The organism is Sinimarinibacterium flocculans (assembly GCF_003201205.1).
Classification (GTDB): Bacteria; Pseudomonadota; Gammaproteobacteria; order Nevskiales; family Nevskiaceae; genus Solimonas; species Solimonas flocculans.
In genome coordinates this window covers 1-14,045 of record NZ_QICN01000002.1, presented here as the reverse complement: position 1 = coordinate 14,045, position 14,045 = coordinate 1, and the positions used below count along the sequence as shown (strand labels likewise).

The following is a 14,045-nucleotide window of genomic DNA, read 5'->3' as shown; positions in this document are numbered from 1 at the left end:
GCACAGCGTTGAACATCCACTCCGACAAGATCCTGATTCTCGATTTCGGCAGCCAGTACACGCAGCTGATCGCGCGGCGCGTGCGCGAGCTGGGGGTCTACTGCGAGCTGCATCCCTGGGACATGTCCGACGACGACATCCGGGCCTTCGCGCCCAAGGGGGTGATCCTGTCGGGCGGGCCGGAGTCGGTCACCGAGGCGAACTCGCCGCGCGCGCCGCAGGCGGTCTGGGATCTGCAGGTACCGGTGCTGGGCATCTGCTACGGCATGCAGACGATGGCGGTGCAGCTCGGCGGCGCGGTGGCGCCGGGCACGGTCAAGGAATTCGGTTACGCGGAGATTCGCGCACGCGGGCACTCGCAGCTGCTGCGCGACATCGAGGACCGCGTCAACGACGAGGGCCACGGCCTGCTCGACGTGTGGATGTCGCATGGCGATCACGTGTCGGGCCTGCCGGACGGCTTCAAGCTGATCGCCTCGACCAAGGACGTGCCGATCGCCGGCATCGCCGACGAATCGCGGCGCTACTACGCACTGCAGTTCCACCCGGAAGTGACGCATACGACGCAGGGTGCGCGCATCTATTCGCGCTTCGTGCACGAGATCTGCGGCTGCGGCGACGCGTGGAAGCCCGGCAACATCATCAACGACGCGATCGCGACGGTGCGCGAGCAGGTCGGCGAAGCGAAGGCGCTGCTGGGCCTGTCGGGCGGCGTCGATTCGTCGGTCGTTGCCGCGCTGCTGCACAAGGCGATCGGCGAGCAGCTCACCTGCGTGTTCGTCGATCACGGCCTGCTGCGCCATCACGAGGGCGACCAGGTCATGAAGATCTTTGCCGAGCACCTCGGCGTGAAGGTCATCCGCGTCGATGCCGAGGCGCGGTTCCTCGACGCGCTCAAGGGGGTCGACGATCCCGAGGCCAAGCGCAAGATCATCGGCCGGCTGTTCGTCGAGGTCTTCGACGAGGAGGCAGGAAAGCTCGAGGGTATCGACTTCCTCGCGCAGGGCACGATCTACCCCGACGTCATCGAGTCCGCCGGCAGCAAGACCAAGAAGGCGCACGTCATCAAGAGCCATCACAATGTCGGCGGCCTGCCCGAGCACATGAAGCTCAAGCTGGTCGAACCGTTGCGCGAACTGTTCAAGGACGAGGTGCGCAGGATCGGCGTCGAACTGGGCCTGCCGCGCGAGATGGTCTACCGCCATCCGTTCCCGGGGCCTGGCCTGGGCGTACGCATCCTCGGCGAGGTCAGCAAGGCGGCCGCCGACACGCTGCGTCAGGCCGATCACATCTTCATCGAGGAACTGCGCCGCGCCGGCTGGTACGACAAGACCAGCCAGGCGTTCGCGGTGTTCCTGCCGGTGAGATCGGTGGGCGTGACCGGCGACGGTCGCCGTTACGAGCCCGTGATCGCGCTGCGCGCCGTGCAGACCATCGACTTCATGACCGCGCAGTGGGCGCACCTGCCTTACGAGCTGCTCGACGTCTGCTCGCGGCGCATCGTCAACGAGGTGCCGGGCGTCTCGCGGGTGGTCTACGACGTCAGCGGCAAGCCGCCGGCAACGATCGAGTGGGAATAGACCTCCGGAGCCGTGGATCGATGGACCCCAGAATCTTCGCGACGGTCTTCGTGACCGTGTTCGTCGCCGAGCTCGGCGACAAGACCCAGCTGGCCACCCTGCTGTTCTCGGCCGATCGTCCGGCGTCCAGGTGGACGGTGTTCGTGGCGTCGGCCTCGGCGCTGGTGCTTGCGGCGGGGATCGGCGTGCTCGCCGGCGGCTGGCTGGCCCAGCACGTCAGTCCGCGGCACCTCAAGCTGCTCGCAGGTGCCGGTTTCATGGTCATCGGCGCGTGGACGCTGCGGTCGGCCTTCACCGCCTGAGACGATGACGACGGGCCTGCCCGCCGTAACGGACGATCGCGCCCGGGACGAGGTCTGGATGCGGCATGCCTTGCTGCTCGCGCGTCGCGCCGAAGCGGCGGGCGAAGTGCCGGTCGGCGCGGTCGTGGTCCGCGACGACCGGATCGTCGGCGAGGGCTGGAACCGTCCGATCGGCGACCACGATCCGAGCGCACACGCCGAGATCGTCGCCCTGCGTGCGGCGGCACGGCATCTGGGCAACTACCGGACGGGCGGCAGCACGCTGTACGTCACGCTGGAGCCCTGCGTGATGTGCGCCGGCGCAATCGTGCATGCGCGGGTCGCGCGGCTCGTCTATGGGGCGGACGATCCGAAGGCGGGCGCCGTGCATTCGGTCTACGACGTCATCGCCGCCCCGCGGCTCAATCACCGCGTCCGGTGGCAGGGTGGCGTGCTCGCCGACGAGTGCGGCGAGCGGCTGCGCGCGTTCTTCCGCGCGCGGCGCTCCTGAGTCAGTCCGCCAGTTCCAGCGCCGCCGCGACGGCCAGGTGGCCCCGCTCGCGTGCGAGTTCGGCCGCGGTCTTGCCGTCCTCGGTACGTGCAAGCCGGTTGACGCCGCGGGCGAGCAGCAGGCGGCACAGCGGCTCGAAGCCGCGCGAGGCGGCCAGGTGCAGCGCGTTGACCCCGCTTCCGCCGACGTGGAGCACGTTGGCGCCGAGCGCGATCAGCAGCGGTGCCAGACTCTCGCCCGCGGCGCCAGCGATGCCGGCATGCAGCGGTGTATTCGCCATCGGGTTCTGCGATACGGCATCGAGCGGCGCGCCGATGCCGATCAGCACCAGTGCGGCGTCGCGCGCGCCCATGAAGGTTGCGAGGTGCAGCGGCGTCCAGCCGTCGACGCTGTACGCATCCAGTCCGGCGCCTGCACTGGCGAGTTCGGCGACCCGCCGGGCGTCGTTGGCGGCGGCCGATTCGAACAGGTCGAGTGCGCGGAACGGCTTGAGCAGATCCGCGATGTCCGGCGCGCCGTTGTAGAGCGCGAACATCAGCGGTGACAGGCCGCCCGGCAGCGGCGTTGTCGCCCGGCCGACGTCGCGCTCGAGGGCAGACTCGGCGGCGGCGAGATCGCGATTCTGGATCGCAAGCATCAAGGGGCTGACGGCGCTCATGTGAGAACAGGCTGTGCGGCGGATCGCGCGGCGCGAATTATCCCCAATTAGCTCTGCACGGTCAGCACGATCTTGCCGATGTGGGTGCTGCTCTCCATCAGCCGGTGCGCTTCTGCTGCCTGTTCGAGCGGGAAGCTCGCATGAATGATCGGTCGGATCGTGCCGGCCTCGATCAGCGGCCAGACCCGCGTGCGTAGCGCCTGCGCAAGGTTTGCCTTGTACTCGATCGACCGCGGACGCAGCGTCGAACCGGTAAGCGTGAGCCGTCGCAGCAGGATTTGCGCAAGCGGTACCTGTGCCTGGGCGCCGCCGAGCAGTCCGATGATGACCAGTCGACCGTCGTCGGCCAGGCAGCCGATCTCGCGCGGCAGGTAGTCGCCGCCGACCATGTCGAGGATCACGTCGACGCCGCGACCGTCGGTGAGCGAGCGCACCTCAGTGGAGAAGTCGGCCTCGCGATAGTTGATCGCACGCTCGGCGCCGAGCTGCTCGCAGGCGCGACACTTGTCGTCGCTGCCGGCGGTGGCGAACACGCGATGACCGAGGGCGCTGGCGATCTGGATCGCGGTGACGCCGATGCCGCTGCTGCCGCCCTGCACCAGTAGGCTTTCGCCCGCTGCCAGGCGTCCGCGTTCGAAGACATTGCTCCAGACCGTGAAGCAGGTTTCCGGCAGGGACGCGCCCTCGACATCGCTCCAGCCGTGCGGAATCGGCAGGCAATGCACGGCCGGTACGCAGACGTACTCGGCGTAGCCACCGCCGGGCGTCAGCGCGCAGACACGATCGCCGACCGTGAAACCGCCGGCCTGCGCGTCGCCGTCGACGATCTCCCCGGCCACTTCGAGGCCGGGCAGGTCCGAGGCGCCCGGCGGGGCGCGATACTGGCCGAGCCGCTGCAGCACGTCCGGGCGATTGACGCCCGCGGCCCGCACGCGGATCAGGACTTCACCGCCTCCCGGGGTTGGCTGCGGACGGCTGCAGGCTTGCAGCACCTCCGGCGGTCCCGGCCTGCTGATCTCGATCGCGCGCATCCGCCGACTTTAGCCTGCGCCGGCCCAGGCCGCAGCGAACGCACCACTGCCGAGCGTCGACTGGCCGCCATCGCAGACCAGGATCTCGCCGTTGAAGTTGGCGCCGGCGGGGCTGCACAGGAAGACGGCGGTATCGGCGATCTCCGACAAGCGCGCGTAACGCCGCAGCGGAATCGCCCTGAGCACCGCCTGCCGATGGGCGTCGGTCGGCGTCAGCCGCGACATGCCCTCGGTCGCCTCGACCGGTCCGGGCGCAATGCCGTTGACGCGAACGCCCAGCGGGCCCCACTCGATGGCCAGCACCTTCGTCAGCGCGTCGATGCCGGCCTTGGCCGCGCACACGTGCGCCTGCCCGGGCATCGGGTTGATGGCCTGCGTCGCCGAGATGTTGATCAGCGACGCTCCCGGCTTGCGGAGCATCGGGAAAGCCGCGCGGCAGACATGGAAGGTGCCGACGAGGTCGATGTCGACCACGGTGCGAAAGCCGTTGGAGGACAGCTTGGCGGCCTCGGCGACGAAGTTGCCGGCCGCGCCCGATACGACGATGTCGATCTCGCCTGCGGCATCGTGGAAGGTCTTCAACGCGGTCTCGACCGCTGCGTAGTCGCGTACGTCCGCCGCCATTCCGGCCGCGGCCGGCGCCACCGTCGCGAGTTCGGCCACCGCGGCATCGACGCGCTCCTGGGATCGGCTGATGACGAACGGTCGTGCGCCGAGCTCGCCGAAGCGTCGCGCGATGGCGAGATTGATGCCGCTAGTGCCGCCGGCCACGAAAACGTTGCGGCCGCTGAACGTGCCGCTCTGAAACAGCGATTCAGTTGTCGCCATCGGGTCATTCTCCTCGGTTGATCGGGTGTGACGCGCACGCGCGAGCCGCGGCGCCTGCGCGCCGCAGCCGGCAAATGGGGGCCGCTAGCGGGACTTGGGCGAGCCGTTGCCCTGGAACGACTCGATGCGGCCTTCGTTCCGGAGTTCCTGGAACGTGTCGGAAATGGTCTTGAACATGTGCACGCCCATGGAGTTCTCCTCCACGCTCATGCGATCCGTCGCGAGCTTGATGAACGCGGTCGCGTTGTCGACCATCCGCTTGTAGTAGCGCCGTCCGGCCGGCGTCACGGTCACGAGCTTCTCGCGTCCCGAGTTCGGGTCTTCCGAGATCACGATGAAGCTGTGCGGCGGCTTTGCCAGCGCGCGCAGCGCCTTCGAGACCGTGCTGCTGGTGATGTCGTACCAGCTGATGAGGCGCCGCTCGATGTCCTTGCGACGCATACTCGACCCGCCGTTGGTGACCGCCTCGGATCGCAGCAGCCACATGATCACGGTCTGGTGCCGGTCGAGTTCGCCGCCGCAGCGCAGCGCATCCTCGACCTGCATGCCGATCGCGTAGTGGATCGGATAGAAGAGCTCCAGAAAGTGGCGCGCGGCGTCTTCGTGTTTGATCTCTTTGATCTGGGCGCTGATGTTCTTCAAGGAGGTCCGTCCCGCTTCTCGATTGAAACATTCTAGGGCCGGCCATCATTGCCGTACAATTATGTCGAGTTGACACAATATCACAACGACAATAATGTCTGCTCGCAGTGTGCGCCGATGAGGAGCGGGGCCGTGACGATGCAGAATGGAATGGCGGGCGGCGTTGCCGCCGATGATCTCGACGGTCTGCGTGCAGCGTTCGAGACCCTCAGTGCAGGCTTCGCCGCCGAGCGCTATCCGGCACTCGAGGTGCGCAGGGACCGCCTCGACCGCCTGTGGGACGCGTTGGATCGCTATGCGGACCGTCTGTGCGACGCCCTGGGCAGCGACTTCGGTTACCGCTCGCCGCGGCAGTCCTACTTCGCGGACGTGGCGACCACCGGCAAGTTCATCCGGCTGACGCGGCGCGGCGTGCGCCGCTGGATGAAGCCGGAGCGGCGCAGCGTCGAGTTCCTGTTCGCCCTGTTCGGCGCCAGTGCTCGCGTCGAGTACCAGCCGCTCGGCGTCGTCGGCATCCTGAGCCCCTGGAACATCCCGGTGAACCTGACGCTGACGCCGCTGGCCGGCGTACTGGCCGCGGGCAACCGCGCACTGGTCAAGCCGTCGGAGCACACGCCGGCCACCGCCGAGGTGATGAGCGAGATGCTGCGCTCGGCGTTCGCGCCGGACGAGGTCGGCGTCGTCACCGGCGGCGTCGAGACCGGCCGGGCCTTCAGTCGCCTGCCGCTCGACCACCTCGTGTTCACCGGAGGCGAAGCGATCGCGCGGCACATCATGCGCGATGCGGCCGACAACCTGACCCCGCTGACGCTCGAACTCGGCGGCAAGTCGCCGGTCATCGTCGGTCGTTCGGCCGACCTGGATCTGGCGGTCCGTCGCATCGCCTTCGGCAAGGTGTTCAACGCCGGCCAGGTCTGCCTGGCGCCGGACTACGTCTTCGTCCATCGCGCGGACCTCGAGCGCTTCGTCCAGTCGATGCAGAGGGAGCTGGCGCGGACGCTGCCCGCCGGTGCCGACGATCCGGACTTCGTCTCGGTGATCAACGATCGCCAGGGCGACCGCATCCGCCGCTACATCGGCGAAGCCGAGGCGGCCGGCGTCCGCGTGCTGTGCGCGGCCAAGCCGGGCAGCGACGGGAGCAACCGCATTCCGATCACGCTGATGGTCGATCCCCCGGATCAGCTGGCGGTCAGCCGCGAAGAGATCTTCGGTCCCATCCTGGTGATTCGCGGCTACGAGTCGATCGACGAGGTGCTGGCGTACATCAACGCGCGTCCCCGGGCGCTCGCGCTGTACTACTTCGGACGCGACGCCGCCGAGCAGCGGCAGGTCATCTCGGGCACGGCATCCGGCGGCGTGACCGTCAACGACGTGATCATGCACTACACCATCGACGATCTGCCCTTCGGCGGCGTCGGGGCCAGTGGCATGGGCGCCTACCACGGCTTCGACGGCTTCAGACAGTTCTCCCACGCGCGCGCCATCTATCGACAGGCAGGCGTGGACCTGGGGCGCGTGATCCGGCCGCCGTACGGAAAGCTCTTCGATCGCTTCTCCCGCTACACGATGAGCGGCAAATGACGTTGACACAAATAATGTCCAGTTGACATAATATCGACAGGACACAAAGGAGGAGAATATGTCCGGACAAATTCCGGCGACCGACTTCAGCGTCGCCGACATGCTCAGGCCAGAGGTCATCGCCAATCCCTATCCGTACTACGAGCGGCTGCGCGGCCAGACGCCGCAGTTCGGCCTGCTCGACTACCCGCCGGGCACGGTGCCGGGCGTCGATTCGCCGAGCCCGGCCTGGGTCTTCACCAGGTACGAGGACGTCGCCGGCGTCCTGAAGGATCACGACACGTTCTCGTCGCGCGATCCGATGCAGGAGGCCTCCGCGGCACCGACGCTGATGCTCGTCAACCACGACCGCCCTCGGCACACGGTGCTGCGCAACATCGCGAGGATGGCGTTCACCCCCAAGCGTGTCGAAAGCGACATCGCGCCGCTGGTGACGCAGACGCTCAACTCGATGATCGACGGCCTGCTCAATCGCGAGGTGGACTTCATGAAGGAGGTCGCCGGCATCCTGCCGTCGGTCGTCATGACCTTCCTGATCGGCACGCCGCGCGAGGACTACACCAAGCTCGTGCGCTGGGCCAACGCCTTTATGGTCTCGTCCGATTTCACACCCGAGGAGCGCACGCAGAGCAACGTCGAACTGTTCCAGTACTACGTCGCCAAGGTGGGCGAGCGCTATGCCGCCATCGAACGCGGCGAGGCGGTGCCCGACAACCTGATGTCCGCCTTCATCAAGGCCGAGCACGAGGGTTACCACCTCACGCGTGAAGAGGTGGTGCTGTTCTGCATCACCTTGGTGGTGGCAGGCGCGGAGACGACGACCTACCTGCTCGGCAATCTCGTCGCGACGCTGCAGGAGGAGCCGGAGCTGTTTCAGCAGCTCAAGCAGGACCGCACGCTGATCCGGCCCTTCATCGAGGAGAGCCTGCGCCGCGACGGACCGCCGCAACGCCTGTTCCGGGTGGCGACGCGGGACTGCGAGCACGGTGGCGTGCAGGTCAAGGCCGGCGAGTGGGTGGCGTTCTTCATGGCGGCGGCCAACCGCGATCCGAGCGTCTTTCCGGACCCGGACAAGTTCATTCTCAAGCGTCCGAACATCGGCCGCCACGTGACCTTCGGCCATGGCATCCACCACTGCCTGGGCTCCGGCGTCGCGCGCATGGAAGCGACGAAGATGCTCGAGGTCCTGCTGGACCGGTGCTCGGAAATTCTGCCGGGCAGCACGGAAAAGCGACGTCAGACCGGCGGGCTGCTGACATACGGTCTGCAGACGCTGCCGTTGATCCTCAAGAGCTAGGCATGCGGCCGATGAGTCGCGAAGCGGTCAGTACGACGACCGACGCGGGATTCGAGCTGCGGATCGAGGGTGCGGTTGCCCGCATCTCGCTGGCGCGCGCAGAGGCGATGAACGCGCTCACGGACCGCTTCTGGGGTGCGCTGAGTGAGTCGATCGAACGCATCGACGCGACGCCGTCCGTTCGTGCGCTGGTCATCACGGCGGTCGGTTCGCACTTCTGTGCGGGCATGGATCTGGACTTCTTCGCCGCCGTGCGCGAACACGAAAGCGCTGAGCCGGGGCGCTACCGGGAATGGTTGCGCCGCAAGATCCAGTACCTGCAGCGTCCGATGGATCAGCTGGAGGCGCTGAGGGTGCCGGTGATCGCCTGCACGCAAGGCGCCTGCATCGGTGCCGGCCTGGATCTCGTCTGCGCGGCCGACATCCGCCTGTGCACGGCCGATGCGTTCTTCAGCGTGCATGAGATCAACGTTGCGATCACCGCCGACCTGGGCGTGCTGCAGCGACTGCCGCAACTGATCGCACCGTCGGTCGTCCAGGATCTCGCGTTGACGGGACGGCGGTTCGCCGCCGCCGAGGCACTGACGCACGGTTTCGTGAGTCATGTGGCGGACGATGTTACGGCGCTGCACGCGCACGCCGGCGAGCTGGCCGCGCGGATCGGCGGGCTGTCCCCCTTGGCCGTCCTCGGGACCAAGCATGCGCTCGTGCGCCAGCGTCGGCGCGCCATCGGCGAGGGACTGGACTACATGACCGCGTGGAACGCCGCGATGTTTCCGACGGCGGACATCCCCGTCGCCATCGCCGCCCAGCGCAAGCGCGAAGCGGCGAGCTTCGATGATTTGCTGCCGTGAGCGTGGAGGGCCGTTCGCGCGGCCGTTGCGGGCACGGTTCGAGAAATGGTCAAGGCTGAGATGAAGATTCATGTGAAGGACCGCAACGGGCACGACGAGATCATCGAGTGCGACGCCGGCAACTTGCTGATGCGCGTTCTCGCGGAACGCGACTTTGTGGACGCTACCTGCGGCGGCGAGTGCTCGTGCGGCACCTGTCAGGTCTACGTCGGGACCGACCACTTCGCCCGCCTCTCCGCCCCCGGCGAGTTCGAGCGCGAATTGCTCGAAGGTCTGACGAATACCCAGCCCACCAGTCGGCTGTCCTGCCAGATCACGCTGGACGGCGATCTGGACGGCCTGACGCTGGAGATCGCGAAGCCCGAATGAGGGCACAACAGGAGGATGACATGAGCAGCAAGCCAGTCGATGTCACGGTCGAAGTATTCACGCGGTTCGGCAACAAGGACGTTCCGGGCATTCTGGAAATGCTTTCGGACGACATCCTGATCGAGTTCTACGGGCCGTCCGTGATCCCCTATGCGGGGACGTACCGCGGCCTGGAGGAAGCCAGACGCTTCTTCGAGACGGTCCTCGGCTCGGTCGACATTCACCAGTTCGAGCCCGAGCAGTTCCTCAACGACGGCCAGATGGTGACGGTCACCGGGAATCTGCACCTCACCGCGCGCTCGACCGGCCGCGACATCGTGTCGGCCTTCGCACACGTCATCACCGTGCAGGACGGCAAGTGGTTGCGCTTCCGCGACTTCATGAACACGTCCGCAGCGGAAGCCGCGTTCAAGGCATGACGGCGGAGAAGCTGTACCGCTCGGTTGCCGCCGGCGACCTGGTGCTGTTCTCGGTGCTCGCCGTCCCGGGGCTGGGCGGCCTCGTGTTCGACTGGGTTCTGCGTCTGAACACGATGATGGGCCTGGGAGGTGCCGCGCAGGCTACTGCGGCGCTGCTCCTGTTCCTTCACCTGATGGGGCTGATGGGTGCGGCGCTGGCGTACCTGCGCCTGCGGATCGGCGCCTCGACCGACGGCGTGCGGGCGACGGTGTGCGTGAAGCTTGCCGCCGCTGCGCTGTTTGCACTGTTCGTCTGGCACGGCGCGCCCGCAGTGCTCGTCGTCTTCGGTGCGATCGACCTTGCACAGGCGGTGACGATCCTCGCGCTGCACAGCCGCCAGCGACGGTTGTCATAAAAAGATGTCCAAATGACACAATCAACTATTGACATAGTCAGGATCAGGACATAGTGTTTAGGGCAGATGGATCGGCCCGTCAGCGGGAACGGATTCCGACTACAACGACCACAACGTGCAGAGGAGAAATGGCATGAACAGATGCCAGAAATGCGCGAAGACTCGAACACGCGGCGGCGAGTGGCATCAGCTGCCTGACCTGCGCGTGACTGCGTCGTGCCTCAGTCGGCCGACCCCTCAGATCTCCACCTAGAAAGACCCGAGCGCGATCGCCGGCCACAGTGCCGTGTGTGCGGTCTGCGCCAGAGGGAAGTGACACGTTCGCATCGTCGCCGTGCCGTCGACCTCGACGGCAATCCGACGATGGCGCTCATCAGTATTGGGAAGGTGCCATGAAAGCCAAGGCAGTACATGCGGTCGCAATGGGTCTCTGCGCATTCGCGATGAAAGCCCCTGCACAGGACGGAGCCACCTACGGCGATCTCGACAGTCTGCTGGCGTCGGACTGGGCGGCGGAGACCGAGTCACAAGAAGCGCCCGCGTCGCAGACGGCGCCTGCAGCCGGGACATCTCCCGAAGCTGCGGAAGTACAGGACGAGGGCAGCAGCCCGTCGTCGGACGCAGAGGCCGAGGCGAGCGCCGAGGTCTATTCCACCATCCCGGCCTCGGACCCCGAACCGGTGGAAGAGAGTGCGGGTCGGCGTCCTTCCGCCAGCCGCCTGGTCGAAGAGATCATCGTGACGGCGCAGAAGCGCGAGGAGTACCTGCAGGACGTCCCGATCATGATCAATGCGTTCAGCGGCGAGAAGCTCGATGCCTTCGGCGTCGAGAACACCGCCGACCTGCAGCGCATCACGCCCGGCCTGAGCTACACGTATACCTACGGTTACAGCGTGATCTACATGCGCGGCGTCGGCACCGATGCCTTCCTGCCGAACGCCGATCCCAGCGTCGCCACGTACATCGACGGCGTCAACATCACGCCCAGTCAGGGCAAGCAGGACACGATCGGCCCGGTCGAGCGCGTGGAGGTGCTCAAGGGGCCGCAGGGCACGCTGTTCGGCCGCAATGCGACCGGCGGCGCGATCAACATCGTCACCGCGGATCCGCCGGACGAGTTCCTCGGTTCGGTGAAGGCGGAGTTCGGCAACTACAACTCGCGCAAGTACCAGGCCTATTTCGGTACGCCGATCACCAGCTGGCTCGGCGCGACGCTGGCGCTCTACAAGGAAGACCAGGACCTGTACGGGCGCAACGAGGTCTACGGCGAGCCGGGACCGATGCGCAACGACTACGTGGAAGGCGGACGCCTCAAGCTGAAGATGTACGCCACCGACAACCTCAGCCTAACCGTCACCGCGGCGCTGAACGAGCAGTTCAACAGCAACTCACTCTCGCAGGAGAACACGCGGCCCGCGCCGATCTTCGACGCCGGCGTGGAGCCCGATCCGAACGATCCGGACCGGGTGTGGCATAACAACTATCTCGGCGGCAACGACACGTCCAACGCGCTGTACGCGGCGACGCTGGAGTGGCTGACCGACTTCGCCGACATCAAGTTCATCTTCTCCGACAACAAGGCGGACGTGGACGAGGCGATGATGGACTACGACTCGACCGAGACGGCGCAGGCCACGTTCTACAGCAACGACCAGTACAACTATCAGCGCACCTACGAACTGCAGTTCGTGTCGAACAGCGCCTCGCCGTTTTCGAACTGGCTGCAATGGGTGGGTGGCCTGTATCGACTGGAGGGCGAGGGCGGATTCGGCGCGCTCTACTTCACGGTCAACGCCGCCGGGTTCGGGTCCAACGTCATCGGCCTGCCGCGGGTGCTCAACCAACTCGGCTCGCTGCTGGGCGCGTCCAATCTCGGATACACGGTGGGGCAGCTGATCAACGCGTCGAACGACGTCGTGCTCGGCAACGGCGGATTGCTCATCACCGAATCGGATGCGGTCTATCTGCAGGGCACGGTGTCGCCGACGGACTGGCTCGACGTCACGCTGGGCGCGCGCTACCAGGTGGAGACGCGTGGCCTGACCAACAGCTACCTCGACGTCGTGCTGCCCACGGCCGGCTCGCCGCCGAACGACTACTTCGACCGTCACGACACCTCGCAGAACCTGCGCGTGCGCAACTTCGAGGCGCCGGACCTGGAGGACAAGACGCTGTCGCCGAAGCTGGCGATCCAGATCCGCCCGTCCGACAACATCCAGTACTTCGCCTCGGCGCAGCGCGCGTTCAAGAGCCCGACGTACAACATCGTCAACTTCTTCACCAACCCGGACGCGGTGGAGCGCGAAACCGCGACCGCCTACGAGATCGGCTTCAAGTCCGACCTGCTCGACGGCACGCTCAGGCTCAACGCCGCAGCGTTCTACACGCAGATCGACGGACTGCTGACGGCGATCGTCTCGCTGGGTTCCGGTGGCATCGTCACCTTCCGCAACGCCGGCGAAGCGGAGATCAAGGGCGTGGAGTTCGACATGCTCTGGCAGCCGATGCCGTCGATGAATCCGGGCCTGGCGATCTCGGCCGGTGCCACGTGGCTGCGCGGCATCTACACCGACTACCGCGACGGCGTCGGCTACGACGACGACACCGGCCTGTACTTCGGCGACGACAGCCTCTACGGCGGTCCGGCGCGTGACTTCACCGGCAACGACATCGTCCGTACGCCCGACCTGACTGCGAACATCTCGCTCAACCAGGCGATCTCGGTCGGACGCGGTTCGTTCGAGATCGGCGTCGACTACTACTACAACAGCGGTTTCAACACGACGCCGCAGAACTCGCCGCATTACGAGCAGCCGGCGTACGACCTGTGGAGCGGACGGCTGTCGTACTTCTACGATCCGATGGGCATCCAGCTCACCGGCTTCATCGACAACGCGCTCGACGAGCAGTACATCCAGGCGATGCTCCAGCAGGACTTCGGGCGGACGGTGACGCTGGCGCCGCCGCGGACCTACGGCTTGCGCGTGAAGTGGAGCTTCTGACCCCACCCCTTTTTGGTAGGTAGTCAGGATGGAAACGCAATGGTGGAATCAGTCGCGGTCGGCCCCGGGCGAATCGTGTGGAAGTCTTGCTAAGATGCACGCGCTCCGCGAAACAGAATCATGGCGCAGCAGCGGGACGCCCCGGGTCGTCGGAGGCGTTTCCCTGCGCAGCCACGACAGCGGCGGGCTTGCGGGATGCACGTGCCGTGCACCGCGGATGACCGGCAGTGCGACCGGAACGAGTGTTGAGGAGAAATTCAAGATGAACAGTGGGGTGACGCGCCTGCTCGGGCGCGCGGTACTGGGTTTGGGGGCGGGGTGCGTGCTCGCATTTGGTGCAGCCACCCACGCAGCGACAGTCCCCGAAGTCCTGGACGCGGGTAACCAGTGGCTGGTGGCGCAGGCTGCGAGCCAGGACCGTGTAGACGATCTGGGCGAAGCGCGGCGGGGACTTGCGGACGAGTACCGCACGGTGCTGCGCGAGATCGAGGGCCTGGAGGCGTACAACCGCCAGCTCGAGCGCCAGCTGCGACTGCAGGGCGAAGAGATCGCGATTCTCGACGACAGCATCGCGCAGGCGACGACGGTGGATCGTCA

Annotated in this window: 15 protein-coding genes; 11 read left to right on the top strand and 4 right to left on the bottom strand. The window is 66.6% G+C overall.

The genetic code is table 11. The annotated features are described in order from the left end of the window. Nucleotides 1-8 precede the first annotated feature (8 nt). From guaA to tadA, 3 genes are read left to right on the top strand one after another with little or no spacing between them, the layout of a single operon-like run. Entirely contained in the window at nucleotides 9-1,580 is a 1,572-nt protein-coding gene (gene guaA, locus C8D93_RS03830) for a glutamine-hydrolyzing GMP synthase (RefSeq protein WP_110263861.1), read from the top strand. Between the two features lie 20 nt (nucleotides 1,581-1,600). Next, nucleotides 1,601-1,882, top strand: a complete 282-nt coding sequence (locus C8D93_RS03825; RefSeq protein ID WP_110263860.1) for a TMEM165/GDT1 family protein — start codon at nucleotides 1,601-1,603, stop codon at nucleotides 1,880-1,882. A 4-nt stretch (nucleotides 1,883-1,886) separates the two neighbouring features. Beyond that, a complete protein-coding gene (gene tadA / locus C8D93_RS03820) occupies nucleotides 1,887-2,372 on the top strand; it encodes a tRNA adenosine(34) deaminase TadA (RefSeq protein WP_110263859.1) in 486 nt (161 codons plus the stop codon). 1 nt (nucleotide 2,373) lies between these two features. Here the strand turns inward: tadA and C8D93_RS03815 are convergent, their stop codons facing one another. The 4 genes from C8D93_RS03815 to C8D93_RS03800 all read right to left on the bottom strand — a co-directional run bounded on the left by C8D93_RS03815 (nucleotide 2,374) and on the right by C8D93_RS03800 (nucleotide 5,531). Then, on the bottom strand, nucleotides 2,374-3,030 hold the full coding sequence (locus tag C8D93_RS03815; RefSeq protein WP_110263858.1) for an ankyrin repeat domain-containing protein: 657 nt from the start codon (nucleotides 3,028-3,030) through the stop codon (nucleotides 2,374-2,376). Between the two features lie 47 nt (nucleotides 3,031-3,077). After that, a complete protein-coding gene (locus tag C8D93_RS03810) occupies nucleotides 3,078-4,061 on the bottom strand; it encodes an NAD(P)H-quinone oxidoreductase (protein ID WP_110263857.1) in 984 nt (327 codons plus the stop codon). A gap of 9 nt (nucleotides 4,062-4,070) precedes the next feature. Further along, nucleotides 4,071-4,889: an SDR family oxidoreductase gene (locus C8D93_RS03805; RefSeq protein ID WP_110263856.1), complete on the bottom strand. Its 819-nt coding sequence runs from the start codon at nucleotides 4,887-4,889 to the stop codon at nucleotides 4,071-4,073. A gap of 84 nt (nucleotides 4,890-4,973) precedes the next feature. Then, nucleotides 4,974-5,531 (bottom strand): MarR family winged helix-turn-helix transcriptional regulator, encoded by a 558-nt coding sequence (locus tag C8D93_RS03800; RefSeq protein WP_110263855.1) that lies wholly within the window; start codon nucleotides 5,529-5,531, stop codon nucleotides 4,974-4,976. 138 nt (nucleotides 5,532-5,669) lie between these two features. Between C8D93_RS03800 and C8D93_RS03795 the strand changes: the two genes are divergently transcribed. The 8 genes from C8D93_RS03795 to C8D93_RS20570 all read left to right on the top strand — a co-directional run. Then, entirely contained in the window at nucleotides 5,670-7,112 is a 1,443-nt protein-coding gene (locus tag C8D93_RS03795; protein ID WP_245903834.1) for a coniferyl aldehyde dehydrogenase, read from the top strand. 58 nt (nucleotides 7,113-7,170) lie between these two features. Further along, nucleotides 7,171-8,409: a cytochrome P450 gene (locus tag C8D93_RS03790; RefSeq protein ID WP_110263853.1), complete on the top strand. Its 1,239-nt coding sequence runs from the start codon at nucleotides 7,171-7,173 to the stop codon at nucleotides 8,407-8,409. Between the two features lie 11 nt (nucleotides 8,410-8,420). After that, nucleotides 8,421-9,263: an enoyl-CoA hydratase-related protein gene (locus tag C8D93_RS03785; protein WP_170123881.1), complete on the top strand. Its 843-nt coding sequence runs from the start codon at nucleotides 8,421-8,423 to the stop codon at nucleotides 9,261-9,263. 45 nt (nucleotides 9,264-9,308) lie between these two features. After that, nucleotides 9,309-9,632, top strand: coding sequence for a 2Fe-2S iron-sulfur cluster-binding protein (locus tag C8D93_RS03780; protein ID WP_110263851.1), 324 nt, complete (start codon nucleotides 9,309-9,311; stop codon nucleotides 9,630-9,632). A gap of 20 nt (nucleotides 9,633-9,652) precedes the next feature. Next, nucleotides 9,653-10,051 (top strand): nuclear transport factor 2 family protein, encoded by a 399-nt coding sequence (locus C8D93_RS03775; protein WP_211307192.1) that lies wholly within the window; start codon nucleotides 9,653-9,655, stop codon nucleotides 10,049-10,051. Beyond that, nucleotides 10,048-10,446, top strand: a complete 399-nt coding sequence (locus tag C8D93_RS03770; protein ID WP_110263849.1) for a hypothetical protein — start codon at nucleotides 10,048-10,050, stop codon at nucleotides 10,444-10,446. The genes C8D93_RS03775 and C8D93_RS03770 overlap by 4 nt, the downstream gene beginning before the upstream one ends. Before the next feature lie 443 nt (nucleotides 10,447-10,889). After that, nucleotides 10,890-13,448 carry a TonB-dependent receptor gene (locus tag C8D93_RS03765; RefSeq protein ID WP_211307191.1) on the top strand — a complete coding sequence of 853 codons (2,559 nt, stop codon included), beginning with the start codon at nucleotides 10,890-10,892 and terminating at the stop codon, nucleotides 13,446-13,448. A gap of 262 nt (nucleotides 13,449-13,710) precedes the next feature. Then, a partial coding sequence (locus C8D93_RS20570) for a DUF3450 family protein (protein ID WP_170123880.1) occupies nucleotides 13,711-14,045 on the top strand: 335 nt, incomplete at its 3' end.